The sequence below is a fragment of the Stenotrophomonas veracruzanensis genome, from assembly GCF_032911525.1.
GTDB lineage: Bacteria > Pseudomonadota > Gammaproteobacteria > Xanthomonadales > Xanthomonadaceae > Stenotrophomonas > Stenotrophomonas africana.
Window position 1 is genome coordinate 91,310 of record NZ_JAWJTI010000006.1, and the last position, 25,791, is coordinate 117,100.

The window sequence follows — 25,791 nt, forward strand, 5'->3', positions numbered from 1 at the left end:
ACCATCGGCAGATGGGCGGGCGTGCACGGCCTGTTAAGGTCGGTGTTTTCACGCATCCCACAGGTGGAACGATGAGCATGCACGCGCGCCGCACACGGCGCTGGACCGGCCTGGTCCTGTCGATGGGACTGCTGGCGGTGGCCCCGCTGGCCTGGGCGGCGGCGCCGCAGCCCACGGCCGCACAGGCCCAGGGCGTCAACGGCTACGAACTGCCCTCGGCCGCGCTGCAGGCGGTGGTGGACGCACCCCGTGCGCCCTCGTTGTACCTGTCGCCACGCCGCGACGTGGCAGCGATGATGCAGATGCCGTCGCTGCCTTCGATCCAGGTGGTGGCGCAGCCGGAACTGAAGCTGGCCGGCCTGCGCATCAACCCGCGCACGTTCTCCGACAGCCGCTTCAGCTTCGGCGAGAAGCTGTGGCTGATGAACGTGGCCGACGGCAAGGAACGGCAGATCAGCGGCCTGCCGGCCAAGCTGTCGATCGCCAGTGTGATGTGGTCGCCGGACCAGAAGTGGCTGGCCTTCAACCAAGTCGACGCCGCCAGTGGCGCCAATGAACTGTGGCTGGTGGACGTGGCCGGCGGCAGCGCCCGTCGCCTGGTCGCCGGCCTGAACACGGTGGTCGGCAGTGGCTACCAGTGGTTGCCGGACAGCCGCGGACTGGTGGTGTTCACCCGCCCGGCCAACCTCGGTGCGGCCCCGGCCGCCGACGGCATTCCGACCGGCCCGGCCGTGCAGCAGACCAGCCAGGGCAGCGGCGTGGTGTCGATCCGTACCTACCAGGACCTGCTGAAGAACGAGGCCGACGCGCGCCAGTTCGATTACTACGCCACCACCCAGCCGATGGAAGTCAGCCTGGACGGCAACACCCGCACGATCGGCGCGGCCGGCATCTTCATGGGCTTCTCGGTGTCGCCGGACGGCCGCTTCGTGCTGCGCCAGCCGGTGCAGCGCCCGTACTCCTACGTGGTGCCGGTGACCAGTTTCCCGCGCCGTATCGAAGTGATCGACCGAGCCAGCGGCACGCTGGTGCACACCGTGGCCGTGCGCCCGCTGGTGGAAGGCCTGCCGACCGGCAACGACGCTGAAGTGACCGGCGTGCGCGACATCAGCTGGCGCGGCGATGCCGATGCAACCCTGGTCTGGGCCGAAGCGCAGGACGGCGGCGACCCGAACAGGGACGCCAAGGTGCGCGATGCGGTACTGATGCAGGCTGCGCCGTTCGACAAGCCGCCGGTGACGCTGGCCCAGCTTGGCAGCCGCCTGGCCGGCATCAGCTGGGGCCGCGGTGACCTGGCCCTGCTGACCGAATCGTGGTGGAAGACCCGCAAGACCAGGACCTGGCTGATCGCCCCGGACAACGCCGGTACCGAGCCGCGCCTGCTGTGGGACCGCGATGCGCAGGACCGCTACGCCGATCCGGGTCGTCCGCAGGTGTCCAGCGACGATCGTGGCCGCTCGCTGCTGCAGACCAGCGCTGATGGCAGCAGCCTGTACCTGGTCGGTGCGGGTGCTTCGCCGGAAGGTGACCGTCCGTTCGTGGATCGCTTCGACATCGCCAGCGGCAAGGCCACCCGCCTGTTCCAATCGCAGGCGCCGAGCTATTCGCTGCCGGTGGCATTGCTGGACAACCAGGGCAGCTCGCTGCTGCTGAGCCGCGAGAACCCGGACGAGCCGGCCAATTTCTACGTGCAGTCGCTGGCCGATGCGGGTACCGCAGCGCGCGCGCTGACCCACTTCGCCCATCCGCTGCCGCAGTTGAAAGGCGTGCAGAAGGAACAGATCCGCTACAAGCGCAAGGATGGCGTCGACCTGACCGCGACCCTGCTGCTGCCGCCGGGCTACGACCCGAAGCGCGATGGCCCGCGCCCGCTGCTGATGTGGGCCTACCCGGGTGAGTTCAAGAGCGCGGCCGCGGCCAGCCAGGTGACCGATTCGCCGTACCGCTTCAACGCGGTCAGCTACTGGGGCCCGCAGGCGTTCCTGGCCAAGGGTTATGTGGTGCTGGCCAGCCCGTCGATGCCGATCATCGGTGAGGGCGACAAGGAGCCGAACGACACCTACATCGAACAGCTGGTGGCCAACGCGCAGGCAGCGGTGGATGAAGTGGTGCGCCGTGGCGTGACCGATCGCGACCACATCGCCATCGGTGGCCATTCCTATGGTGCGTTCATGACCGCCAACCTGCTGGCGCACACGCGCCTGTTCAAGGCGGGCATCGCGCGCAGCGGCGCCTACAACCGCACGCTCACTCCGTTCGGCTTCCAGGCCGAGGAGCGCAACTACTGGCAGGCGCAGGACGTCTACCAGAAGATGGCGCCGTTCAATTACGCTGACAGGATCAAGGATCCGATCCTCTTCATCCACGGCGTGGACGACAACAACTCCGGCACGTTCCCGATGCAGAGCGAGCGCATGTTCGCCGCGGTGAAGGGCCTGGGTGGCACGGCGCGACTGGTGATGCTGCCGAACGAATCGCATGCCTACCGCGCACGCGAATCGATCATGACCATGCTGGCCGAGAGCGAGCGCTGGCTGGAACAGACCATCGGCCCGGCCGAGCAGGGCAAGGCGAAGAAGAAGCGCTGATACCTGCATGAGGGCGGCCCCTGCAACAGGGACCGCCTGTGCGGCTGCGCCGCCGCCCGAGCATGGGCTCGGGCGCTACACGGTATAGCGCGTGATGATGTCTGTAGAGCCGAGCCCACGCTCGGCTGCTTCTGCTGCGGATGCGTGCAGATGAAACCATTTTTGCATCGCAGCACGACGCCCGTTCTGGTTTAGGCTTGGGGCCTGGATCCGTTGACCGAGGCCTGTGCGTCGCCGATGAACGAGTACCGCAGCAGCATCGAATTTGCTTCTCCCGATCTTCCGCTTCGCGATGATGTGCGCCGGCTTGGCGCGCTGGTCGGTGACCTGCTGGTTGAACAGGTTTCGGCCGCGTTTCTCGACGATGTCGAAGACGTGCGCACCCGCGCCATCGCCCGCCGCGAGAATCAGGCGCCCCTGTCCGAGCTGGCCGAAGGCCTGGCCGGGCGCACGCCGCAGCAGGCCGAGACCATGGTGCGGGCGTTCAGCACCTACTTCCAGGTGGTCAACATCGCCGAGCGCGTGCATCGCATCCGCCGTCGCCGTGACTACCAGCGCGCCGGTACCGCAGGTGCGCAGCCCGATGGCCTGCAGGACGCGCTGCAGCACCTGAAGGCGCAGGGCGTGGGCCTGGACGAACTGGCGCAGTGGCTGCCACGCATCGACATCGAACCGGTGTTCACCGCGCATCCAACCGAAGCCGTGCGCCGTGCGCTGCTGGAAAAAGAGCAGCTGATGGTGGCCAGCCTGGTCGACAACCTCGACGGCCAGCGCACGCCTGGCGAGGCCGCCGCCGATGCGGCGCGCTTCCGCATGGCGCTGACGGCGTCGTGGCAGACCACCGACTCCTCGCCAGTGCGGCCCACGGTCGATGACGAGCGCGAGCACGTCGGCTTCTATCTGGTGCAGGTGCTGTATCGCGTGATTCCGGTGCTGTACGAATCGCTGCAGCAGGCGCTGCGCGATACCTACGGCGAAGAACTGCCGCTGCCGCGCCTGCTGCGCTTCGGTACGTGGGTGGGCGGCGACATGGACGGCAACCCGAACGTGGATGCCACCACCATCCGCAACACGCTGGATGCGCAGCGGCAGGCGGTGCTCGGGCGCTATCAGAAGGAACTGCTGCAGCTGGCCAGCCTGCTCAGCCAGTCCACCGAGCGGGTAGGGGTGAGCGACGCATTGCAGGCACGCGTGGCGCAGTACCAGCAGCTGCTGCCGCGGGTGCAGTCGCGCCCGCGCCATGCCGACATGCCGTACCGCCTGCTCAATGACCGCATGCGCGCACGCCTGCAGGCGACGCTGGATGACGGCGAGGGAGCCTACGCCGGCCCCGCTGAACTGATCGACGACCTGCAGCTGATCCTCGACAGCCTGCGCGCCAATCGCGGCGAACATGCTGGCGGCTTTGCCGTGCAGCGCCTGCTGTGGCGGGTGAAGACCTTCGGCTTCCACCTGGCGCGGTTGGATGTGCGCCAGGAATCGAGCGTGCATGCGCGCGCGCTGGCCGCCGTGCTGGGCGGTGAAGCAACCTGGCAGGCGCTGGACGCGCTGGGCCGAGCGCGCCTGCTGGGCCCGCACGCCAGCGGCGAAGACACGCTGCCCAAGGGTAATGACGAGGGCAACCAGCGGCTGGATGCGGTGTTCGCTGCGCTGGCCGATGCGCGCGCGCGGCATGGCAGCGATGCACTGGGCAGCTACATCATCTCGATGGCGCACGACCGCAGCGACGTGCTGGCGGTACTGGCGCTGGCACGCCGTGGCGGTTTGGTAGAGGAGGGCGGTGCGTTGCCGCTCGACATCGCGCCGCTGTTCGAGACCGTGGATGACCTCAAGCGCGGCACCGCGACCCTGCGTGACCTGCTGGCCGACCCGATCTATCGCGCGCACCTGCAGGCACGCGACGACGTGCAGATGGTGATGCTGGGCTATTCGGACAGCAGCAAGGACGGCGGCATCGCCGCCTCGCGCTGGGGCCTGCAGCGTGCCCAGGTAGAGCTGCTGGAGGTGGCGGCCGAGGCCGGCATCCGCCTGACCTTCTTCCATGGCCGTGGCGGCTCGATCAGCCGCGGCGGTGGCAAGACCACGCACGCGGTCGATGCGTCGCCGCGCGGCAGCATCGATGGCCGCCTGCGGGTGACCGAGCAGGGCGAGGTGATCCATCGCAAATACGGCATCCGCGCGCTGGCCCTGCGTTCGCTGGAACAGGCCACCGGTGCGGTCCTGCGCGCCAGCCTGCGCCCGCGTGCCGCCGAGCCGCGCGAGGATGAGTGGCGACCGGTGATGGACGTGGTCGCCGGTTCGAGTAGCGAGGTCTATCGGGCGTTTGTCGGCCAGCCGCGTTTCATGGATTACTTCCGCACCGCCACGCCGATCGATGTGATCGAACGGATGACGCTGGGGTCGCGGCCTTCGCGCCGACTCGGCCAGGATGCAGCGCTGGGCAACCTGCGCGCGATTCCGTGGGTGTTCGCCTGGAGCCAGGCGCGCGCGGTCATCCCCGGCTGGTACGGCGTGGGCAGTGGCCTGCAGGCGGCGGTTGATGCTGGCCACGAGCAGACCCTGCGCGGGATGGCGCGTGACTGGCCGTTCTTCCGTACGTTTCTGGACGACATCGCAATGGTGCTGTCCAAGGGCGACATCACCATCGCCGAGCAGTTCTCGCAGTTGTCCGGCGACCTGCACGGGCGTTTCTTCCCGCTGGTGCAGCGCGAACTGGAACTCACCCGGCACTGGCTGCTGGCCTTGATGGACCAGCAGACGCTGCTGGACCACGACGCGCGGCTGGCGCTGTCGATCCGCCTGCGCAATCCGTATGTGGACCCGATCAGCGTGTTGCAGGTGGACCTGCTGCAGCGCTGGCGCGAAAGCGGACGCGAGGACGACGACCTGCTGCGTGCGCTGGTGGCCTGCGTGAATGGTGTTTCGCAGGGCGTGCAGAACACGGGGTGATGCGAGAGGAGTAGTGCCGGCCGCTGGCCGGCAACTGCATGGGCTTGCCTGCTGCGAGGTTGCCGGCCAGCGGCCGGCACTCCCATGCATGCCCGATGCACGGCTGCCCCCGCACCTTCCGGTATCCTCCCGCCCCATGAAGCATTCTTGGCGTATCACCAAATACTGGCAGCGGACGCCCGAAGGCTACATGGGGTCACCGATCGAAGAGTGGACTGACTTCAGCGATGTCGGCAAGCGCGTGAGCATCGAGGATTACCTCGTTGTCGAGGATGCCTATCTGGATGCGATCAGGCGTTTCTGCATCGGCATAGGTGTCGAGTCACTGCGCATCCAGTCGCTTGAACGGCGTGATTCACGCGGCTACCACGAGGGCCAGTCGCTGGATTTGTTCGGGATCGAGCGGGTGGTGCGTGACGTTCTGCGCAACGTCATCTGGTGCAAGTTGGTGAGCGATAGCGCCGAAGTGCACTTCGGATACGACTACTACATGTACGTGGTGTCGTCCGTGGATGCAGAGGCTGCACTGGCGGAGGCCGATCCATTGTTGAAAATCGAGCCGTTCCTTTCGCCCTATCTACCTGAGATGGACGAGTAGCGGCGAGGAGGTTGCCGGCCAGCGGCCGGCACTACCGGTCTGCCAGGTGCCGAGCCCAGTCGGCCCGCGATCACTCTTCCGGCGACGGCGGATTCGACGCCAGCAGTTCCAGATGCCGTTGTTCCATTTCCTGGCGCAGCTGGCGGCGGATCAGCGCCGCAGCCTGCCGGCGCTTTTCATCCGAACTGGCCGGTTGCAGCGATGGAACCGGCGTCGGCCGGCCGTCCTCGTCCACCGCCACCATGGTGAAGAAGCAGCTGTTGGCGTGGCGCACGCTGCGCTTGAGGATGTCCTCGGCCACCACCTTGACGCCGATTTCCATCGACGAGGTACCGGTGTAGTTCACCGAGGCAAGGAAGGTGACCAGTTCGCCGACCGCGATCGGCTGGCGGAACACCACCTGGTCCACCGACAGGGTGACCACGTAGCGGCCGGCATAGCGGCTGGCGCAGGCATAGGCGACCTGGTCGAGCAGGCGCAGGATCGCTCCGCCGTGGACCTTGCCGGAGAAATTGGCCATCTCCGGCGACATCAGCACGGTCATGGACAGCTGGTGGGATTTGAGTTCGGTCGACATGGGGCGATTGTATCGGCAACCGCCGGTACTACCATCTGCCGGCCAGCGGCCGGCACTACCGAAAGCAGAAGGGCCGCTTGCGCGGCCCTTCTTGAAGGTCAGCCGACTAACAGTCGGCTCTACAGCGGCCCTTCGTGTTTCTTACTTCAGCTTCGCATCGGCGCGCAGGGCGGCGGCGCGGTCGGTCTTCTCCCAGGAGAAGGCCGTGGCGTTGACGGTCTCGCCTTCGCCGTTGAGGTAGCTGAATTCCTTCGGCTTGCGGCCGAAGTGGCCGTAGGCGGCGGTCTGCTGGTACATCGGGTGCACCAGGTCCAGCATCTTGATGATGCCGTACGGGCGCAGGTCGAAGTGCTTGCGGATCAGCTTCTCGATCTTGTCGTCGCTGATCTTGCCGGTGCCGAAGGTGGTGACCGAGATCGAGGTCGGCTCAGCCACGCCGATGGCGTAGGAAACCTGCACTTCGCATCGGTCGGCCAGGCCGGCGGCAACCACGTTCTTGGCGACGTAGCGGGCAGCGTAGGCAGCCGAACGGTCGACCTTGGACGGGTCCTTGCCGGAGAAGGCGCCACCACCGTGACGGGCCCAGCCGCCGTAGGTGTCGACGATGATCTTGCGGCCGGTCAGGCCGCAGTCGCCCACCGGGCCACCGATCTCGAACTTGCCGGTCGGGTTGATGTGGAACTTGGTGCCCTTGTGCAGCCACTTGGCCGGCAGCACCGGCTTGATGATCTCTTCGCGGACGGCCTCGATGAGGTCCTTCTGCTTGATGCCCGGGGCGTGCTGGGTCGACAGGACCACCGCGTCGATGGCCGAGACCACGCCGTTTTCATAGCGCAGGGTGACCTGGCTCTTGGCGTCCGGACGCAGCCACGACAGCGGCGAGTTCTTCTTCTTGCGGATCTTGGCCTGCTGCTCGACCAGGCGGTGCGACAGGTGGATCGCGGCCGGCATGTAGCTGTCGGTCTCGTTGGTGGCGTAGCCGAACATCAGGCCCTGGTCGCCAGCGCCCATTTCTTCGGGCTTCTTGCGATCCACGCCCTGGGCGATGTGCGGCGACTGCTTGCCGATCAGGTTCAGCACGCCGCAGGTGGCACCGTCGAAGCCGACGTCGGAGCTGTCGTAGCCGATGTCCGTGATGACCTTGCGGGTCAGCGCTTCCAGGTCGATCCAGGCACTGGTGGTGATTTCACCGGCCACAATGGCAACACCGGTCTTGACCATGGTCTCGCACGCCACGCGGGCGCGCTGGTCCTGGGTCAGGATCGCGTCCAGCACCGCATCGGAAATCTGGTCGGCAACCTTGTCCGGATGGCCTTCGGAGACCGACTCGGAGGTGAAGAGATAGCTGGACATCAGGCGTAATATCCCTTGATTCGGATGGAAAGATGGGCGCGAATGATACACGGGGTGCGCCGCCTGTGCATTGTGAACCTGTACCGGTTGCCGGTGGTTAAGCCCGTGTAGGCCCGGCAGGGGCCGTCCGGCCGGGATTGGGGCCCAGCGTCGAGGCCCAGTGTTCCACCAGCGTGACAACGGGGCGGGCGCTGCGGCCCCCGACCGCGCAGGCGGCGTCCCTGTCGACAAGACGGACCCGTGGTCATCGTTCTGCCCCAAAACCGCCATCTGGCTGCCGCCTGCCGGGCGCAGGCTGTCGGCCAATCCGGCCGCCGGGCATGAGTGGAACCGCCATGCAGGAACTTGAACAGCGTCTCCAGCAACGCTTCCCCGATTGGTTCCACGGCCGCCGAGGCCAACTGGCGCGGCCGCTGCTGCGCAGCGTCGGGCGCTGGTCGCGGTTGGACCAGATCGAAGCTTTCCTGCAGCGCAGTGCAGGATTGCGCGGATTCGGTTTCGTCGCCGCCGGGCTGGAGTTCATCGATGGCCAGTACCAGGTGGACCCGGCCGCGCTGGCGAAGATCCCGGCCACCGGCCGCCTGCTGATTGTTGCCAATCATCCGTCCGGGGCGCTGGACGCGCTGGCGCTGCTGGACGCGGTCGGTCGCATCCGTCGCGACGTGCGGATCGTGGCCAACGATCTGTTGGGGGCGATCGCGCCACTGCAGGATCTGCTGCTGCCGGTGCGCATCCTCGGTGGCAAGGCCCAGCGTGGCAGCCTGCATGCCGTCGAGGAGGCGCTGGCCGCCGAGCAGTGCGTGATCGTGTTCCCGGCGGGCGAGGTCTCGCGGCTGTCGCTGCGCGGCATCCGTGATGGCCGCTGGCAGCGCGGGTTCGTCCGCTTTGCCCGTACCGCCGGCGCGCCGGTGCTGCCGGTGCGTGTGGAAGCGCGAAACTCGGCGCTGTTCTACGGCGCCTCGACCCTGTTCAAGCCGGCCGGTACCGCGCTGCTGGCGCGCGAGATGTTCACCCGGCGTGGCCGCCCGCTGCGGCTGAGCATCGGTGAGCCGATGCAGCTGGGCAAGGGCGGTGACCCGGGCGCACAGCTGCTGGCGGTACGCCGCGCGCTGTATGCGCTGGGCCGCAATGGTGGGGGCGGTAATGCCGCTGCCTGCGCAGGCCCGGAGCCGCTGGCTGCCCCGGTGCCGCCCTCGCAGGTCGCCGCGGGCATCGCGGCGGCCACGCAGCTGGGCCAGACCGCCGATGGCAAGCAGATCCTGCTGGCCACCTGTACCGCTGATTCACCGCTGCTGCTGGAGCTGGGCCGCCTGCGCGAACTGACGTTCCGCCAGGTGGGCGAGGGTACCGGGCGCAGCCGCGACCTGGACGACTACGACCCGCGGTACGAGCACATCGTGATCTGGGACGCGGCCGCACAGCGCATTGCCGGCGCGTACCGGATCATGCGCGGCGCCCATGCGTTGGCCCGGCACGGACTGTCCGGGCTCTACAGCGCGTCGCTGTTCCGCTATTCCGACGATGCGATCACCCACATCGCCGAGGGCCTGGAACTGGGCCGCAGCTTCGTGGTGCCCGATTACTGGGGCAGCCGCAGCCTGGATTACCTGTGGCAGGGCATCGGCGCCTACCTGCAGTGCCGGCCGGGCATCCGCTACCTGTTCGGCGCGGTGTCGATCAGCGCGGCGCTGCCACGCGATGCGCGCGAGCAGCTGGTGGCGTACTACCAGCGCTATTACAGCGGCACCGCCGGCCTGGCCGAATCGAACCGCCCGTTCCAGTACTTCGCCGCGCCGCCGAGTTTCGGCGAGCTGGATGCAGGCGCCGCGTTCGATGTGCTCAAGGCCAACCTGGCCGCTCTCGGCACCGGCGTCCCGACGCTGTATCGCCAGTACACCGATCTGTGCGAACCCGGTGGCGCGCGCTTCCTCGCCTTCGGTGTCGACCCGGACTTCAGTGATTCGATCGACGGCCTGATTGAAGTGGATCTGTGCGCGATCCGGCCGAACAAGCGCAGACGCTACCTGCGCGACGCGGGGACGCCGGCATGAGCGCGCTGGCGAACCTGTCGCCACACCGGCGCGCAGTGTTCGTCTCCGATGTGCATCTGGGTTCGCGTCATTGCCATGCCACCGAGCTGGCAGGGTTCCTCTCGCAGCTGCGCTGCGAACGGTTGTATCTGGTCGGCGACATCATCGACCTGTGGTGGATGGCGCATCGCCGCGCCAACTGGCGGCAGTCGCACAGCGAAGTCATCCAGGCCCTGCACGCGTTGCGCCGTGCGGGCACCGAAATCATCTACATTCCCGGCAACCACGATGCCTCGCTGCGGCAGGTGTGCGGGCTGATGCTGCCAGCGATGCAGGTGCGCCGCCGCGCCATCCATGTGACCGCCGATGGCCGCAGGCTGCTGGTCGCACACGGCGACGAGTACGACGGCGTGACCCACTTCGGTGGCCTGCAGGAGAAACTCGGCGACTGGCTGTACTACCGCATCCTCACCGGCAACCAGGCCTTGAATGCAGTGCGGCGCCGGCTGGGCATGCGCTACTGGTCGCTGTCGGAGTTCCTGAAGAAGCGCAGCGGGGCCGCTGAACGCTACATCGAGCGCTTCGTGCAGGCCGGGCTGGACGACGTGCGCCGGCGCGGCCTGGACGGCATCGTCTGCGGCCACATCCACCGCGCTGCGTTGATTGAACGCGATGGCCTGGTCTATGCCAACGACGGCGATTGGGTGGAGAGCCTGACCGCACTGGCCGAAGACCATGATGGCGCGTTGCGCCTGCTCGACCATAACGGCCAGACGCTGCTGGAGCTGCCCGGCGCACGGATGTCGCAGGCGGCATAACGCGCGTCTGTCCTCCCGTAGAGCCGAGCCCATGCTCGGCTGACGTGGCGCCCAACGAAGAGCAGCCGAGCATGGGCTCGGCTCTACATGCACCGCCCGCAAGCCGCTAGCATCAAGCCATGGATTCATTGACCCAGATCGTGCTCGGCGGCGCCGTCGCTGCTGCCATCGCCCCGCCCGGCCACCGCCGCGCGGGCCTGCTGGCCGGTGCGGCGCTTGGCACCCTGCCGGACCTCGACGCCCTGTGGCTCGGCTTCACCGCCGCCGACCCGGTGGCGAACATGATCGAGCACCGCAGCTTCAGCCATTCACTGCTGGTGCTGCCCTGGGTGGCCGCATTGATCTGGTGGTTGTTCAAGCGCTTCGGCAACGGCCGTGTCGCGCAATCACCGGTGCGCTGGTTCTGGGCGATCCAGCTGGCGCTGGTCACCCATCCGCTGTTGGATGCGTTCACCGTTTACGGCACCCAACTGTGGTGGCCGCTGCGGCCACACCCGACCATGGGTTCCAGCGTCTTCATCATTGATCTCGGCTACACGGTATGGCTGCTGCTGGGCTGCGTGCTGGCCTGGTTTGGCCGCGCCCGCCCCTGGGCTGGCAAGGTGCTGGGTGTGGCGTTGCTGGTCAGCAGTACCTATCTGGGCTGGGGCCTGATCGCAAAAGCGCAGGTCGACCGTGCCGCGCAGCAGAGCTTGGCGGCCATGGGCCTGGGCGATGCACCGCGCTTCTCGGTGCCGATGCCGTTCAACACCCTGCTGTGGCGGGTGGTGGCGATGACACCGAATGGCTACGTGGTGGGTGACCGCTCGCTGGTGGCCGACCACGGGCCGATGCAGTTTGAAGGCCACGCGTCCAACGTGCAGGCCTTGCGCGAAGCAGAACGCATCCCGGCGGTGCAGCAGCTGACGTGGTTCAATCGCGGCTTCATGCGAGCACAGGTGCTGGACGGGCGGCTGGTGCTGAGCGACCTGCGCATGGGGCTGGAGCCGGACTACACGTTCAACTTTGTCGTGGCTGAGCAGGTCGACGGGCAGTGGCGGCCAATCACGCCCGGGCAGGTGCGGGCGGATTACAGCAGTCCCGCCGCGCGCGCCGACGCCGGGCGCCGGCTTGCCGCGATGTGGCAGCGCATCTGGCACGAGCCGGCAGCCTCCGCGACCGGTGCCGCGCACCCGTAGGTCCACGCCATGCGTGGATGGCGCGAACAACAGCCACGCATGGCGTGGCGCTACTGCGGAAGGCGGTTGAGCTTGATCGAGCGGTTCAGCACCTGGCGCGGCACGTTGGCGATATCGAAACCGACGAACGCCAGCAGGAACTGCAGCCCGGAGATCAGCGCGACCATGGCGATCATGATCGTGCCCACCGGCGTAGCCACATCGGCCTGCGCCGACCGCATCCAGTGATACAGCCCGAACAGCCCGCCGAAGGCGAGCAGGCTGCTGCCAGCGATCAGCTCCAGCGAGGCGATGCTGAGATCACGCAGGAAATAGTTGTAGGCAATGCGCTTGAGCGTGTTGCGCAGGTGCTTGAAGGTGAATTCACCCAGGACGCGGCCGATGCGCAGGTTGCTTGTCTCGTCGGCGTAGTGCGCATCCATCGCTACATCCTGCACCACGGCGCGCACGGTGTTCAGGCGGAACAGCATGTCGGTCTCGAAGAAATAGCGGTCGCTGACCGCATCGAGCTTGAGGTGGCTGGCGACCTTGGCATGGATGGCGGTGTAGCCGTTGGTCGGGTCGAACACCTGCCAGTACCCGGATGAGGCCTTGGTCATGAAGGACAGCAGCAGGTTGCCCAGCCGTCGCACCGGGGGCATGCGGCGGATGTGGGTCAGGTTCCAGAAGCGGTTGCCCTTGGTGTAGTCGGCATGGCCGTCAGCGATGGGCGCGACGAAGTCCATCAGCAGTGCCGGATCCATCTGCCCGTCGCCATCGACCTTGACCAGAATGTCCATGCCATCGGCGATCGCCGCGCGATAACCGGTCTTGATGGCGCCGCCGACGCCGCGGTTGTGCGGATGGAACAGTACGGTGATGCGCGGGTCGTTCGCTTCAGTCTGGATCAGCCGGCCGCTGCCATCGGGGCAGGCATCGTCCACGCAGTAGATTGCGGTCACCACCGGATCGATCGCGGCCAGCACCGTCAGCACGTGGCGGGTCACCTTGTAGCAGGGAATCACCACGGCGATGCGAGGTGAGGCAAGGGCGTGAGCTGTGGCATTCATGTCGGGGCTCACTGTAGCGTGCCATCTGCGGGAAGCGAGGGCGGTGCCAGCAGAACCTTGGCCGGTACTACCACCTGGTCTCCCTGCTGCACACGAGGGAGATCGCCATCGGCCGCCACCGCAACGTGGTGATAGCGGTTGAAGGTGAAGTTGAATTCATTGTCGGGCATGCCAGGGAAGTACCTGCCGAAGTAACCCATCTGTGGCAGGTACAGCACGTGGTTCACGGCGGGGATGCCGAGGCCGGGCAGCAGTCCGCCGTAGGCCCCGGGTGCGACCAGCACACCGTCGGCATTCTTGCGGGCGCCCTGTGCCTGCAGCGCCTCCAGCACGGCAGCGCGGTCCATCGCGAAGATCGGTCCGGCGGGCTGCACAGGGTTGAACAATCCATTGCCCAGCAGGTTGGCCAGTGCAGCCGTCGCCAGCACCAGGCTGGCGGCATGCACCGATAGCTTTGGGCGGCGGGCGGCAATGGCCAGTGCCGCCAGGCAGAGGTAGGGCAGTGCGTCGGCGGCGCTGTGCAGGCGGCTGAACTGGCCTTCGCCGAACAGGAACTTGGCCACAGTGCCCATCAACAGCAGCGCAGCCAGCAGCAACAAACGCCTGCGCTCCAGGCGCACGCCGCATCGGACCAGGATCATTGCGCAGCCGATGTTGATCATCAGGCCGAGCGCCAGCAGCGCGCGAGCAGGGGGCACCATCGACAGCCCGGTCAGCTTGCCGACGAGAACGGGGACGGGCAGGAAGATCCAGCAGGCGATCAGTAGTACGCCTGCGGCGAGGGTCAGCACGCTGCCGCGGTGGCCGCGCGCCCATTCGCGCAGTCGTGCGCCATCAGCAAGCACCAGAGTGAACAGCGGCAGCAGGCTGCCGAGTACGGCGATCTCGCACTCGTTGGAGGCCTTGAACATCGGCAGAGGTGCGAACCGGTAGGTCATCAGGTTCGGGAAGACGTGCGCGAACAGGGACGTCAGCCCGACTCCGCCTCCGGCGCTCTGGCGCTGGCCCGGATACACCGTGTTGCGCACGATCGGGATGATGTCGTGGAAGTAACCGATGAACACGGCCAATGCCAGCGCGCCTGAGACGGCAGCGTCGATCAGTCGGGCAAGCGTGAGGGCATCGCGGCGGAACGACAGCACCAGCACCGCCATGGCCAGCAGTGAGGAAATGATGAAGGGCGGGTAGGACACAGCGATCACCCAGACAGCGAGGGCGTACGCACTGGCCAGGATGCGGAGCCAGCGATTGCCGATGTGCAGCCACGCCACTGCCACCCAGGGTGCCAGGGCGAATGCGCCGGCATTGCTGGTCCACCAGACTTGCACGAATGGGGCGAAGAACAGGGTGGCCGAAACCAGCACTGCTGCCAGTACCGGCATCCGCAGTTGGCGCAGGAACAGGGCCCATCCGCTCAGGAAGGCCATGGCCATGAACATGAAGAAGAACGAGTAGGCGTTCGCTGCGGGTAACACGAAGAACGCCCAGTGGTAGGGCTTGAACAGCAGACCCCAGTCGAGCAGCGGCAGCGCCTGGAAGGTCCGCAGCGACTCGTGGTACGGCGAGTACGCGTTGATTTGGCCGAAGTCGTTGTTGACCGCGATCTGGATGTAGGGCGTGAACACGATCCACTCGTCGCTGCGGATCATGCGGGCGCTGCCAAGCAACGGATGCTGTGGTGCCAGGCCCAGATACTGGTACGCCAACGAGTAGGACGAAGGGGTCAGCGCAAACCCCACGTACAGGATGCACAGCAGAGCGACGAGGCCGACCAACAGGCGTGCATGCGCACGTCCCAGCCTACCTGGCAGGAGGGCCTCGTGGGCAGAAAATGGCATTCGGCCGCTGTCACTCATCTTGCGCTCGCAGGTCAGGTCCATCCGTGCGCGACAGGCCCACCTGCCGATGCGCAGCTGCCGCACGGAGTGAGGTCCCGGCACGCGCCCTTCCAGGACCGGGACTGCGCGATTCTAGCGGGTTGTCCTGGTTGCTGCCGGGTTACCCGGGCCCACCTCAATACACCGTCGCGCGGCCCTGCACGAACGAGAAGAAGAACACCGCGTTCGGGTCGTTCTGCACCAGGCGGAACTCGCGACGCATGCCTTCCACGGTGTCCTCGTCCACCGAGCCGGCCTGCAGCAGCTGGTCGGCCGCCGACAGCAGCAACTGTTCCCAGAACGCGATCATCGTCTTGCGGCGTGCCGGTTCGCGGTTGTCCAGGTGGATGGTCTTGATCTCGGTATGCACATCGCGGAAGCCGCCGGCCAGCAACAGGTTGCCCAGCTTGGCGCCGACGAACGGGTCGCCCCCGTGGTCGTACTGGAAATCGTTGAACGCCATCCAGTAACGCCAGATATGCGGCGAATACGGGTCGAGCAGGAACGAGGCATTCATCACCTCGGTGATGTACACCGGCGAACCCGGTGCCAGCACACGGCGCACTTCGCTGAGCACGCGTGCCGGGGACGGAACGTGTTCCAGCACCCAGCACAGGAACGCCGAATCGAAGCTGCGCGCCTCGAATGGCAGCTCGCCGGCATCGGCCTGCTGCAGGGTGTAGCGGTCGCTGGACCACGGCGTGCGCGCCAGGTTCTCGCGCGCGGTGGCCAGCTGCGTTTCGCTCAGGTCCACGCCGGTCACGTGCAGCTCGGGGAAGCGGCGCAGCAGGATTTCGGTCTGCGCGCCCACGCCGCTGCCGACTTCCAGCAGGCGCCGCGCGCCGCTGTAGTCGATCTGGCCGAAGATGCTTGATTCCAGCAGGCGTGCCTGGGTCATCAGGCGCTGCTGCTCGGTGCCGGAAAAGCCGTGCAGATAGGTCGGGGAAGAGATCGGCGGCGTCATGGTGGGCTCTTGTAGCGTCGAGCGTGCTCGACTGCTCTGGAAATTCAGTCGAGCACGCTCGACGCTACGTAACGAAGTGGTCGGAAAGGTTGCGGGCTGTACGCTCAGGCCGCCGAAGACAGCGCCGGTTCCCCGGCGATCAGGCGGTCGAAGTACTCGGTGGTCAATGCGATCTGGCTCTGCGGATCTTCGGCACGGTTGACCACGGCGCGGAAGGCGGCGTTCTCCGGCCGGTCCCTGGCATACCAGCCCAGGTGCTTGCGTGCGATGCGCACGCCCTGCGGCTCGCCATAGAATGCATGCAGCGCGTGCAGGTGGCCGAGCAGGATGTCGCGCACTTCCGCCAGTGACGGCGGCGGCAGCTCCTCGCCGGTGGCCAGGTAGTGGGCCACCTCGCGGAAGATCCATGGCCGGCCCTGTGCCGAGCGGCCGATCATCACGGCGTCCACGCCGGTCTGCTCCAACACAAAGGCAGCCTTCTGCGGCGAATCGATATCGCCGTTGGCGATCACCGGAATGCGCAGCGCAGCCTTGATCTCGCCGATCGTGGCGTACTCGGCCTGGCCGGTGTAGTGCTGGTCGCGGGTACGGCCGTGCACCGCCAGCGCCGCGATACCGCTGTCCTCGGCGATGCGCGCGATCAGCGGGCCATTGCGATGGTCGCAGTCCCAGCCGGTTCGGATCTTCAGCGTGACCGGCACGTCCACCGCGTTGACCACCGCTTCGAGGATGCGTGCCACCAGCTGCTCGTCGCGCATCAGTGCCGAACCGGCCCAGGCGTTGCACACCTTCTTGGCCGGGCAGCCCATGTTGATGTCGATGATCTGCGCGCCGTGGTCGACGTTGTAGCGCGCGGCCTCGGCCAGCTGCTGCGGCTCGGTGCCGGCGATCTGCACGCTGATCGGGGCCGGCTCGCCGTCATGGTCCATGCGGTGGATCGACTTGCGCGTGTTCCAGAAGCGCGGATCGCTGATGGTCATTTCCGAGGCGGCCAGCCCCGCGCCCAGCCGTTTGCACAGCAGGCGGAAGGGCTTGTCGGTGACGCCGGCCATGGGCGCCAGCACGACGTTGGGGGCAATGGTGTAGGGGCCGATCTGCATGCGCCCATTGTAGGGCGCGGGCGGCGGTACGGCCGTGTCAGCCCCGCCCCGGTTCAGGCCCATCGGCACCGACCTCATGCCGTACCGGCATCAGCAGATGCTTGACGGTTGCTTCCGCCGCCCCCAAGGGCGGGCGATGGTAGGCGGCTAGCCCAGGCTCTGCCAGGCCTGCCGGGTCCCCAGCGCGAAGGCCAGCCCCAGGCAGAGGCAGACCAGTGAACTGGCTACCCAGAAGCGCCGGCCGTTGTAGCCGGGCCGGAGCAGCGCCAGGCCGAAGCCCATCGCCGCGCGCAGCAGCAACAGCAGGGCGATGCCCGTCAGGACCAGACGACTGGCCGGCAGCGGCGAATGCCAGCCCGCGGCGGCCAGTGCGTACAGCGCCCAGGCCACCAGCACGGCAGCAATGCCGGCGGTCATCAGCGGCGGCCACCAATGCCCGGCCTGTGCCAGCCGGACCATGCGCTGGCCAGCACCGAAGTACCTGTACCAAGGGGCGCCGAAGGCGATGCAGCCGATATGCAGCAGGGCTGCAATGGCACTGCCGGCGGCCGCGAACAGCAACCAGGGGAATCCGTCCATGTCCTGCCCGTGCAAGGAAGCTGCGCGGATGGTGGGCGAGGGCCGGGATGCGGGCAATGCGACCGGCGGTCGCAGGTGCGCGCGGGCCTGCAGACTGTGCAAAAGAAAAGCCCGGGCATCTGCATGCCCGGGCCCTCTCATCCACGCGTGGCGTGGATTTACTTTGCTTCTGAATCGGCCGGGGTGAAGCGCGGCATGGCGGCAGCGGCGCCTTCCTTCTCGGTCGAACGGCCGGCGAACTGGTTGGCGAAGCGCACGTGGCGGGCGAACGGGGCGTCGGCCACCTGCGCCAGCGACGCGGCCAGCGCACCGTTGAAGGCGTCACCGGCACCGGTGGTGTCGATTGCCTGCACCTGTTCGGCACCCACGCGGTAGTACGGCTGGGTATCGCCGCGCAGGTTCTCGTCGGCATGCGACACGAACACGCCCACCGAACCCAGGGTCACCACCACGGTGCCGTTGCCGACCAGCTTGCGGCACAGCGCGTGCAGGCTGGCGCCATCCAGCGCCGCGACGTCGTTGGCATCCACGCGCTCGCCGACATGGCGGCCGAGCAGGGCGGCGAACTCGGTCTCGTTCGGGGTGATCACGTCGGCCAGCTTGAGCAGGCCGATGGTCGAGGGGGCATCGGCCGGTGCGGTGTTGAGCACGGTGGTGACGCCGGCCTCGCGGGCCGTGGCCAGTGCCGCTTCGATGGTCTGCACCGGCGATTCCAGCTGCACCAGCACCACCTTGGCGCTGGTCAGCAGGGCCTGCTGCTGTTGCAGGAAGTCGGTGCTGAGCGCGGCATTGGCACCCGGGCCGATCACGATGGTGTTGCGGCCACGGGCATCGACATAGATGCCGGCGGTGCCGGTCGGTTCGCTGCTGGCTTCGGCGATCAGGCCGAAGCCGTCCTGCGCGGCCAGCTCACGGGCGGTGGCGCCACCAGCGTCATCGCCCAGCGCACACACGAAGTGAGTGTCGGCACCCGCGCGGCAGGCCGCCACGGCCTGGTTGAAGCCCTTGCCACCGGGGCCGGTGCTGTAACGGCCGGCAATGGTCGCACCCGGTGCCGGCAGCGACTCGCACCGCCACACGTGATCGACATTGAAGGAACCGACGACAACGACACTGCTGCTCATAGGGAATCTTTTCTCAACCAAGGGTTCAACTGAAGTGCGTCAGCACGCCGGCGATGGTCGCCGTCATGAAGGTGGCAATGGTACCGCCCAGCACGGCGCGCAGGCCGAACTTGGCCAGGTCGTGGCGACGTTCCGGGGCCAGGCCGCCGATACCGCCGATCTGGATCGCGATCGAGCTGAAATTGGCGAAGCCGCACAGCGCGTAGGTTGCGATCAGGCGACCTTCCTCGGACAGGCTCACGCCGGCGATCTGGCCGTTCACGATCTGCGACAGCTCGGTGTAGGCCACGAACTCGTTGATCACGACCTTCTGGCCGATCAGCGAACCAACGGTGGTGGCATCGGCCCACGGGGTGCCGATCACCCAGGCGATCGGGGCCAGTACGTAGCCGAAGATGGTCGACAGGTTGGTCGGCTTGCCGATGGCGGCGGCCAGGCCGGTCACATCGCCGATCCAGGTCAGCGGTGCGTTCAGCAGCGCGATGAGGGCGATGAAGGCCAGCAGCATCGCGCCGATGTTCAGCGCCAGCTTCAGGCCGTCGCCGGCGCCGGCAGCGGCCGCGTCGATGATGTTGCTGGAGGTCTTTTCGACTTCCATCTTCACCGTGCCGCGGGTGAGCGGGGTGCCGGTTTCCGGAATCAGCAGCTTGGCCACGACCAGGGTGGCCGGTGCGGCCATGATGCTGGCCGCCAGCAGGTGCTTGGCGTAGAAGGCCTGCTGCGCCGGATCACCGCCGCCGAGCATGCCCACGTAGGCCGCCAGCACGCCGCCGGCGATGTGCGCCATGCCGCCGATCATCATGGTCAACAGCTCGGACTGGGTCATCTTGGCGATGTACGGGCGCACGGTCAGCGGCGCCTCGGTCTGGCCGATGAAGACGCTGGCGCAGACGCTGGTGGTTTCCGCACCCGACACGCGCATCACCTTGGTGATCGACCAGGCCATCACGCGCACGATGCCCTGCATGATGTTGAGGTGGTACATCACCCCCATCAGCGCAGAGAAGAAGATGATGGTCGGCAACACCTGGAAGGCGAAGATGAAGCCGTAATTCTTGGTGTCCATCAACGAGCCGAAGATGAAGCCCGAGCCCTCGTTGACGAAGCTGAGGATCTTGACGAAGCCCTTGCCCAGCGCATCGAACACATCGCGCCCGCCCGGCACCAGGATCACCAGCGCCGCGAAGGCGATCTGCAGGGTGATACCGGTGGCAACCAGCTTCCAGTCAACCGCGCGCTTGTTATTGGAAAACAACCAGGTGATGCCGATCAGCACCGCCAACCCGAACAGGCCGAAGCCGATCCTGCCCAAACCTTCGACCATGTGAGTGACTCCCCTGGGGCGTCGCGAAAAACGGGAAGCCTAGTGCAGGGCAGGGGCCGGGGCAAGAAAAAGCAGCGTGTGCGCGGCCAACGGTACCGATCAGGCCAGCAACGGCAAGGGCTTGCGCCTGGCGGCGGCAGGTAGAATGGGGTTCGATCCCGGCCCGGATGCGGGCCCGCAGCAGGAGATTCGCATGCAATACCGTCGCCTGGGCTCCACCGGCCTGCCGATTTCAGCCTTGTCCTTCGGCGCCTGGGTGACCTTCGGCGACCAGGTCCCGCGCGATGAGGCCCGCAACCTCGTGGCCGCCGCCTGGGATCATGGCGTCAACTTCTTCGACAACGCCGAGGGCTATGCCAACGGCCGCGCCGAACAGGTCATGGGTGACGTGATCACCGACCTGCGCCTGCCGCGCGACGGCTTCTGCGTGTCCAGCAAGGTGTTCTTCGGCAGCGCCAGGGACCCGCGGCCGACCCAGCGCGGCCTGTCGCGCAAGCACGTGACCGACGCCTGCCACGCCGCGCTCAAGCGCCTGCGGGTGGACTACCTGGACCTTTATTACTGCCATCGCCCGGATCCGGATGCACCGATTGCCGAGACCGTGCACGCCATGGACACCCTGGTGCGGCAGGGAAAGATCCTCTACTGGGGCACCTCGGAGTGGTCGGCGGCGCAGATCCAGCAGGCGCTGGACATCGCCGAGGCGCACAACCTTCAGGGCCCGTCGATGGAGCAGCCGCAGTACAACCTGCTGCACCGCGAACGCGTCGAGGTCGAGTATGCGCCGCTGTACGCCCGCGCTGGCCTGGGCACCACCATCTTCTCGCCGCTGGCCTCGGGCCTGCTCACCGGCAAGTACGACCGGGGCATCCCGGCCGACGCTCGGCTGGGGCGGGAAGGCATGGAGTGGCTGCAGGATCTGGTGCTGGGGGACGACACCGAGGCCCGCCTGGCCCAGGTGCGTCGTTTCAGCGAGGTGGCGCGCGTGCTGGGGCACGCCCCTGCCACGTTGGCCATTGCATGGTGCCTGCGCAACCCGAACGTCTCCAGCGTCATCCTCGGCGCCAGCCGGGTCAGCCAGCTGCTGCAGAATCTGCAGGCACTGGACGTGCTGGAGCAGGTCGACGCCGCCGGCTGGGCGCAGGTCGAAGCAGCGTTCGCCGGGTAGAGTCGACTGTTGGTCGACTGCCCTTTGTAGAGTCGAGCCATGCTCGACTCCGCGCGCAGCGCGGGCGATTTCAGGCGATGGCGCCAAGAGCAGTCGAGCATGGCTCGACGCTACAGACGCACCGCGGGCGCCATCGATTGGCTTGATCTATCGAATTTCAGAATTCGATCATTAATCTCATCAATCAAATTGAGAATGGTTGTTGATTGTCAACTGAGAATCATTATCATTTAACTCGTCCCTCGCACGAGTCCAGATGCTCATGAATGCTCAACCTGTACTGCTGCGCCCCGAAACGCTGACCCTCCGCGATCGTCCCGTCCGCGTCGTTCCGCCGGAAGAGGTCATCGACAGCGAAGCCCTGCTCAAGGGCCGTCGTGAAATCCTGATCCAGCATGGCGACCGCTTCTATCGCCTGCGGCACACCAGCAACGACAAGCTGATCCTGACCAAGTAATCGCGGTCTGGTCGCCCGCCTCCCTCCCTCCTGCCGGCTGCGCCGACAGGGTGGGCGACCCGTCCGCTCCCGCTCTCTCCCCCTCGGTCTACCGCGTGCACGTTCCAGGTGTGCCGGTAACCGGGGGTTCCCCTGCCTGACTGAACGAACCCGATGACCCGCCATACCGCCCTTTGCCTTGCTGTCTGGATGGCGCTGCCGCTGTCCGCCCATGCTGCTGCCACTGCCGCCCCCGATGCGCGCGAATTCGATCGGGTGCAGGTCACCGCCACCCGCACCGAGCGGGCCGTGAGTGACGTGGCGGCCACCGTGGACGTCATCGACCGTGAGCAGATGGACCGGCACCTGGTGCAGGACTTCAAGGATCTGGTGCGCTACGAGCCGGGCCTGTCGGTTACCCGCAGCGCGACCCGCTTCGGCCTGGATGGTTTCCGCATCCGTGGCCTGGACGGCAACCGCGTGCGCATCCAGACCGACGGCATCGTCATGCCGACCCGGTTCGACATCGGTGCGTTCGCCAGTTCCAACCGCAACTTCACCGACCTCGATACGCTCAAGCGGGTGGAGATCGTGCGCGGCCCGGCCAGCTCGCTGTACGGCTCCGATGCGCTCGGTGGCGTGGTTGCGTTCGTGACCAAGGACCCGGCCGACTACCTCAAGGACGGCAAGAACAGTTACTTCGGCCTGAAGTTCGGCTACGACGGTGAGTGGAAGGGCCCGCTTGGCGGTGCCACGGCCGCCTTTGGTGGCGACCACTGGAGCGGCCTGGTCAACGTCAACCATCACCAGGGCCAGGAAACGGACAACAAAGGCACGGTACGCAGCGACAACGACACCCGCACCGCGTCCAATCCGCAGGATCGCGACGGCCGCAGCCTGCTCAGCAAGCTGGTCTATGCACCGAGCGAAGACCAGCGCTTCCGCTTGACCGTGGAAGGCAACGAAGACACCACCGATACCAACGTGCTGTCGGCGATCGCCAGCGTTGCGCCGCGCCCGGGCGCGACGGCTGCGGCCACTGGCATGACGTCCCACGACACCCAGAAGCGCACCCGCATCTCCTTCGCCCACGAGATGGATGCGCTGGACCAGCCGTTCGCCGACAGCCTGCATTGGCAGGTGTACGCGCAGAACAGCGAAACCCGGCAGCAGACCGACGAGACCCGCACCGACGGCACCCGCCGCCACCGCGTGTTCTCCTTCGACCAGCATGCCTATGGCCTGCAGGCGCAGTTCAACAAGGCGTTCACCACCGGCAGCGTCGAGCACGCGTTGACCTACGGTTTCGAAGGCACCCGTACCGAGATCCGCCAGAAGCGCGACGGCTATCAGGTCAGCAAGGCTGGCGTGGTCAACAACACGGTGCTGCCGGACACCTTCCCGGTGCGTGACTTCCCGATCAGCAAGACCACCGAGCTGGGCCTGTATGCACAGGATGAGATGCGTTTTGCCGATGGCCGGTTGTCGCTGGTGCCGGGCGTGCGCGTGGACCGCTATGAGCTGAAGCCGGAAGTGGACGGCATCTTCGCCGAAGACAACCCGACCACGGCCGTGGCGCAGCTGAAGAAGACCAGCGTGTCGCCGAAGCTGGGCATGGTCTGGCGCTTCACCGACCAGTGGTCGCTGTTCGCCGGTTATGCGCGTGGCTTCCGTTCGCCGCCCTACAACGACGTCAACATCGGCCTGACCAACGTGGCCTTCGGTTACACCGCCATCGCCAACCCGGACCTGAAGCCGGAAACCAGCGACGGCTACGAGCTGGGCCTGCGCTTCATCGCACCGGCGGCGTACGTCAGCGTCAGCGGCTACTACAACGACTACAAGGACTTCATCGAGTCCAACGTCAACACTGGCCGCAACGCACAGGGCCTGATGGTGTTCCAGTCGCAGAACATCGCCGACGCGCGCATCTACGGCGCGGAAATGAAGGCCGGCATCGAGTTCGGCGAACTCAGCCCGGCGCTGAAGGGCTGGGAGCTGCGCAGTGCGTTGGCATGGTCGCGTGGTGACAACCGGACCGATGACGAACCGCTGGCCTCGGTCGATCCATTGCGCGGCACGCTGGGACTGATGTACGACACCGATACCTGGGGCGTCGAACTGGCCGGCACCTTCGTACAACGCAAGAAGCGCCTGCCGCCGCCTGCTGCGCAGACCAATCCGAACGCACCGGCGCCGTTCGTCTACCAGCCGGCCGGCTACGGCGTGCTGGACCTGATGGCGCACTGGAACTTCGCACCGGGTGCCACCTTCAATGTTGGCGTGTTCAATCTGGCCGACAAGCGCTACATCGAATGGTCGTCGATCACCCCGAGCCTGATCACCAATCGCGCACTGAGCGATCGTTACAGCAGCCCGGGCCGCACCTTCTCCGCCAGCCTTGCCGTTTCCTGGTGACCTCATGAGCCGAGCACTGTCCGCACGCAGGAATGATTCCATCGCCGCGCCGCACAGCGCGGCCTGGCCGACCCCGGCACAGCTGGCCACGCTCGGCACCGTGTTGTGCCTGTACCACGCCGACGGCAACGAGCTGGGCGGCTGGCGCCAGGCCGTACGCGTGCACGCCTGCCAGGGCGTGGACAGTGAAGGCCTGCGCGAAAGCCTGTGCTTCCTCGATGGCCGCGGCCGCTGCGTGTGGCGCCTGTACCTGCTGCCGGACAGCGACTTCCTGGCCTGGGACCGGCTGGTGGCCGCGCTGCCGCCGGGACCGGAACACGACAGCGACGGCAGCGTCGGCGAACGCCTGTGGCGCCGCCTGGCCGGCCATCTCGGTGGCCAGCGCTGGCGCCTGTGCGCGCTGCGCCTGCATGCCGCCGACGACGGGCGCACGCTGGCTGCCAGCCTGTCGACCCTGTCTTCGCTGGGCGCGGCCACCGCGCGCCGCATCGCACGCCTGGAAAACGCTGAAGGCGAACTGGCGATTGACGACTGCTGCTGTGCCGATGCCGCGCGGCGTCCGGCACTGCGGGTTCCCGGCGACCTGCCGCTGATCCGCCTGTGACCCTCTCCTGATGGAACGCCCGTTGGCCACGGATGGCCGCTCAATGAATCTGCAACCCCGAAGGAAGACCCCGATGAAGCTCCAGACAGCCAGCGCCATGCTGCTGCTCGCCGCCAGCGGCGTGGCCAGCGCGCAGCCCTCCGACATCGCCCGCGACCACGACAGCATCCTTGCCATGCAGGGTGAGTACACCGTGGACTTCGCGTTCGACGAGACCGTGCTGCTGAAGCCGGGCTACGAGCGCGCGCCGGCGATGCGCAGCGGCGGCAATGAAATGGTCATCGTGGTCGAGGACACCCCGAAGCGCATCGTGCTGCAACACCTGCTGCTGGACGAGAAGAGCGGCCACATCACCAAGCACTGGCGCCAGGACTGGGTCTACGAAGCGCCCAACCGCTTCGAGTTCAGTGCCGACCAGACCTGGCAGGTGCGCCGCATTCCCGCAGCGGTGAACCAGGGCGCCTGGACCCAGTGCGTGTATGAAGTGAGCGATGCACCTCGCTACTGCGGCACCGGCAAATGGACCTACACCAACAACGTGCCGAGCTGGACCAGCGACCTGAGCTGGCGCCCGTTGCCGCGCCGCGAGTACACCAAGCGCAGCGACTACAACGCGCTGGCCGTGGTCAACCGCCACACCCTGACCCCGAACGGCTGGACCCACGAGCAGTTCAACACCAAGGTGCAGCGCAATAGCGACGGCAGCCAGGTGGAGATCGCGCGCGAGTTCGGCTTCAACGACTACGTGAAGACCACCGAGATCGACTTCACCCCGGCGCGCAATTACTGGAAGGCCACTGCAGGTTATTGGGCCAAGGTGCGCCAGCGCTGGGACGGGTTCCTGACCCAGGCCCCGGGCGTGCACCTGAAGACCAGGATCGACGGCATGGCGATGATCATTCCGCTGTTCACCCAGGCCGAAGAAATCCAGTCCGGCAAGAAGGTGAAGGACAAGCAGATCGACGAAGTGTTCGCCAAGTACGTGGAAAAGGCGCCGAAGGAAGGTTGATCGGCGCGATGGAGATGGGTGCCGGGTGTACCCGGCACCGCATCCACC

The 25,791-nt window shown here is 66.8% G+C and carries 20 protein-coding genes; 11 read left to right on the plus strand and 9 right to left on the minus strand.

Features of this window, described 5'->3' with window-relative positions:
• The first annotated feature begins 71 nt into the window (after positions 1-71).
• The 3 genes from R1H25_RS07080 (at position 72) to R1H25_RS07090 (ending at position 6,135) form a co-directional block, all read left to right on the plus strand.
• Positions 72-2,588, plus strand: coding sequence for a prolyl oligopeptidase family serine peptidase (locus tag R1H25_RS07080; RefSeq protein WP_317223162.1), 2,517 nt, complete (start codon positions 72-74; stop codon positions 2,586-2,588).
• 237 nt (positions 2,589-2,825) lie between these two features.
• The gene (gene ppc / locus R1H25_RS07085) at positions 2,826-5,537 is read left to right on the plus strand and encodes a phosphoenolpyruvate carboxylase (protein ID WP_317223163.1); all 2,712 of its coding nucleotides are present in this window, start codon (positions 2,826-2,828) and stop codon (positions 5,535-5,537) included.
• 136 nt (positions 5,538-5,673) lie between these two features.
• On the plus strand, positions 5,674-6,135 hold the full coding sequence (locus R1H25_RS07090) for a hypothetical protein (RefSeq protein ID WP_317223164.1): 462 nt from the start codon (positions 5,674-5,676) through the stop codon (positions 6,133-6,135).
• 70 nt (positions 6,136-6,205) lie between these two features.
• Here the strand turns inward: R1H25_RS07090 and R1H25_RS07095 are convergent, their stop codons facing one another.
• Positions 6,206-6,712: an acyl-CoA thioesterase gene (locus tag R1H25_RS07095; protein WP_025876535.1), complete on the minus strand. Its 507-nt coding sequence runs from the start codon at positions 6,710-6,712 to the stop codon at positions 6,206-6,208.
• Between the two features lie 141 nt (positions 6,713-6,853).
• Positions 6,854-8,065 (minus strand): methionine adenosyltransferase, encoded by a 1,212-nt coding sequence (gene metK / locus R1H25_RS07100; protein ID WP_010481882.1) that lies wholly within the window; start codon positions 8,063-8,065, stop codon positions 6,854-6,856.
• Positions 8,066-8,400: 335 nt separating this feature from the next.
• Between metK and R1H25_RS07105 the strand changes: the two genes are divergently transcribed.
• The 3 genes from R1H25_RS07105 to R1H25_RS07115 all read left to right on the plus strand — a co-directional run bounded on the left by R1H25_RS07105 (position 8,401) and on the right by R1H25_RS07115 (position 12,091).
• A complete protein-coding gene (locus R1H25_RS07105; protein ID WP_317223165.1) occupies positions 8,401-10,116 on the plus strand; it encodes a lysophospholipid acyltransferase family protein in 1,716 nt (571 codons plus the stop codon).
• Positions 10,113-10,913 carry a UDP-2,3-diacylglucosamine diphosphatase gene (locus R1H25_RS07110; RefSeq protein ID WP_317223166.1) on the plus strand — a complete coding sequence of 267 codons (801 nt, stop codon included), beginning with the start codon at positions 10,113-10,115 and terminating at the stop codon, positions 10,911-10,913. Before R1H25_RS07105 ends, R1H25_RS07110 begins: the two co-directional genes overlap by 4 nt.
• 119 nt (positions 10,914-11,032) lie before the next feature.
• Positions 11,033-12,091 (plus strand): metal-dependent hydrolase, encoded by a 1,059-nt coding sequence (locus R1H25_RS07115; RefSeq protein WP_317223167.1) that lies wholly within the window; start codon positions 11,033-11,035, stop codon positions 12,089-12,091.
• A gap of 50 nt (positions 12,092-12,141) precedes the next feature.
• Here R1H25_RS07115 and R1H25_RS07120 read toward each other — a convergent pair whose 3' ends face one another.
• The 7 genes from R1H25_RS07120 to R1H25_RS07150 all read right to left on the minus strand — a co-directional run bounded on the left by R1H25_RS07120 (position 12,142) and on the right by R1H25_RS07150 (position 20,108).
• Positions 12,142-13,140, minus strand: coding sequence for a glycosyltransferase family 2 protein (locus tag R1H25_RS07120; RefSeq protein ID WP_317223168.1), 999 nt, complete (start codon positions 13,138-13,140; stop codon positions 12,142-12,144).
• 8 nt (positions 13,141-13,148) lie between these two features.
• Positions 13,149-14,915, minus strand: coding sequence for a hypothetical protein (locus R1H25_RS07125; RefSeq protein ID WP_234367985.1), 1,767 nt, complete (start codon positions 14,913-14,915; stop codon positions 13,149-13,151).
• A gap of 238 nt (positions 14,916-15,153) precedes the next feature.
• Positions 15,154-15,981: a methyltransferase domain-containing protein gene (locus R1H25_RS07130; protein WP_317223169.1), complete on the minus strand. Its 828-nt coding sequence runs from the start codon at positions 15,979-15,981 to the stop codon at positions 15,154-15,156.
• A gap of 104 nt (positions 15,982-16,085) precedes the next feature.
• Positions 16,086-17,081 (minus strand): tRNA dihydrouridine synthase DusB, encoded by a 996-nt coding sequence (gene dusB / locus R1H25_RS07135; protein WP_317223170.1) that lies wholly within the window; start codon positions 17,079-17,081, stop codon positions 16,086-16,088.
• Positions 17,082-17,228: 147 nt separating this feature from the next.
• Positions 17,229-17,660, minus strand: a complete 432-nt coding sequence (locus tag R1H25_RS07140) for a hypothetical protein (RefSeq protein WP_317223171.1) — start codon at positions 17,658-17,660, stop codon at positions 17,229-17,231.
• A gap of 158 nt (positions 17,661-17,818) precedes the next feature.
• Positions 17,819-18,784, minus strand: coding sequence for a ribokinase (locus tag R1H25_RS07145; protein ID WP_049448969.1), 966 nt, complete (start codon positions 18,782-18,784; stop codon positions 17,819-17,821).
• Between the two features lie 25 nt (positions 18,785-18,809).
• Complete coding sequence (locus R1H25_RS07150; protein ID WP_049448970.1) at positions 18,810-20,108, minus strand: NupC/NupG family nucleoside CNT transporter; 1,299 nt, start codon at positions 20,106-20,108, stop codon at positions 18,810-18,812.
• 193 nt (positions 20,109-20,301) lie between these two features.
• Here R1H25_RS07150 and R1H25_RS07155 point away from each other — a divergent pair, with 193 nt between their 5' ends.
• The 5 genes from R1H25_RS07155 to R1H25_RS07175 all read left to right on the plus strand — a co-directional run bounded on the left by R1H25_RS07155 (position 20,302) and on the right by R1H25_RS07175 (position 25,743).
• Positions 20,302-21,276, plus strand: a complete 975-nt coding sequence (locus R1H25_RS07155; RefSeq protein ID WP_317223172.1) for an aldo/keto reductase — start codon at positions 20,302-20,304, stop codon at positions 21,274-21,276.
• Between the two features lie 262 nt (positions 21,277-21,538).
• Positions 21,539-21,733 carry a hemin uptake protein HemP gene (gene hemP, locus R1H25_RS07160; protein ID WP_005412278.1) on the plus strand — a complete coding sequence of 65 codons (195 nt, stop codon included), beginning with the start codon at positions 21,539-21,541 and terminating at the stop codon, positions 21,731-21,733.
• 153 nt (positions 21,734-21,886) lie between these two features.
• On the plus strand, positions 21,887-24,130 hold the full coding sequence (locus R1H25_RS07165) for a TonB-dependent hemoglobin/transferrin/lactoferrin family receptor (RefSeq protein ID WP_373695554.1): 2,244 nt from the start codon (positions 21,887-21,889) through the stop codon (positions 24,128-24,130).
• Between the two features lie 4 nt (positions 24,131-24,134).
• Positions 24,135-24,734: a hypothetical protein gene (locus R1H25_RS07170; protein WP_049448974.1), complete on the plus strand. Its 600-nt coding sequence runs from the start codon at positions 24,135-24,137 to the stop codon at positions 24,732-24,734.
• 73 nt (positions 24,735-24,807) lie between these two features.
• Positions 24,808-25,743 carry a DUF6607 family protein gene (locus R1H25_RS07175; protein ID WP_317223173.1) on the plus strand — a complete coding sequence of 312 codons (936 nt, stop codon included), beginning with the start codon at positions 24,808-24,810 and terminating at the stop codon, positions 25,741-25,743.
• The last annotated feature ends 48 nt before the right edge of the window (positions 25,744-25,791 follow it).

What these genes read in the sequence shown, in the direction of transcription:
- hemP (WP_005412278.1), top strand. Translation starts at nt 21,539, where the DNA reads ATGAATGCTCAACCTGTACTGCTGCGCCCCGAAACGCTGACCCTCCGC.
- R1H25_RS07175 (WP_317223173.1), top strand. Translation starts at nt 24,808, where the DNA reads ATGAAGCTCCAGACAGCCAGCGCCATGCTGCTGCTCGCCGCCAGCGGC.
- R1H25_RS07150 (WP_049448970.1), bottom strand. Translation starts at nt 20,108, where the DNA reads ATGGTCGAAGGTTTGGGCAGGATCGGCTTCGGCCTGTTCGGGTTGGCG.
- R1H25_RS07120 (WP_317223168.1), bottom strand. Translation starts at nt 13,140, where the DNA reads ATGAATGCCACAGCTCACGCCCTTGCCTCACCTCGCATCGCCGTGGTG.
- R1H25_RS07095 (WP_025876535.1), bottom strand. Translation starts at nt 6,712, where the DNA reads ATGTCGACCGAACTCAAATCCCACCAGCTGTCCATGACCGTGCTGATG.
- R1H25_RS07105 (WP_317223165.1), top strand. Translation starts at nt 8,401, where the DNA reads ATGCAGGAACTTGAACAGCGTCTCCAGCAACGCTTCCCCGATTGGTTC.
- metK (WP_010481882.1), bottom strand. Translation starts at nt 8,065, where the DNA reads ATGTCCAGCTATCTCTTCACCTCCGAGTCGGTCTCCGAAGGCCATCCG.
- R1H25_RS07140 (WP_317223171.1), bottom strand. Translation starts at nt 17,660, where the DNA reads ATGGACGGATTCCCCTGGTTGCTGTTCGCGGCCGCCGGCAGTGCCATT.
- R1H25_RS07090 (WP_317223164.1), top strand. Translation starts at nt 5,674, where the DNA reads ATGAAGCATTCTTGGCGTATCACCAAATACTGGCAGCGGACGCCCGAA.
- R1H25_RS07080 (WP_317223162.1), top strand. Translation starts at nt 72, where the DNA reads ATGAGCATGCACGCGCGCCGCACACGGCGCTGGACCGGCCTGGTCCTG.
- R1H25_RS07145 (WP_049448969.1), bottom strand. Translation starts at nt 18,784, where the DNA reads ATGAGCAGCAGTGTCGTTGTCGTCGGTTCCTTCAATGTCGATCACGTG.
- R1H25_RS07115 (WP_317223167.1), top strand. Translation starts at nt 11,033, where the DNA reads ATGGATTCATTGACCCAGATCGTGCTCGGCGGCGCCGTCGCTGCTGCC.
- R1H25_RS07130 (WP_317223169.1), bottom strand. Translation starts at nt 15,981, where the DNA reads ATGACGCCGCCGATCTCTTCCCCGACCTATCTGCACGGCTTTTCCGGC.
- R1H25_RS07155 (WP_317223172.1), top strand. Translation starts at nt 20,302, where the DNA reads ATGCAATACCGTCGCCTGGGCTCCACCGGCCTGCCGATTTCAGCCTTG.
- R1H25_RS07170 (WP_049448974.1), top strand. Translation starts at nt 24,135, where the DNA reads ATGAGCCGAGCACTGTCCGCACGCAGGAATGATTCCATCGCCGCGCCG.
- R1H25_RS07165 (WP_373695554.1), top strand. Translation starts at nt 21,887, where the DNA reads ATGACCCGCCATACCGCCCTTTGCCTTGCTGTCTGGATGGCGCTGCCG.
- R1H25_RS07110 (WP_317223166.1), top strand. Translation starts at nt 10,113, where the DNA reads ATGAGCGCGCTGGCGAACCTGTCGCCACACCGGCGCGCAGTGTTCGTC.
- ppc (WP_317223163.1), top strand. Translation starts at nt 2,826, where the DNA reads ATGAACGAGTACCGCAGCAGCATCGAATTTGCTTCTCCCGATCTTCCG.
- dusB (WP_317223170.1), bottom strand. Translation starts at nt 17,081, where the DNA reads ATGCAGATCGGCCCCTACACCATTGCCCCCAACGTCGTGCTGGCGCCC.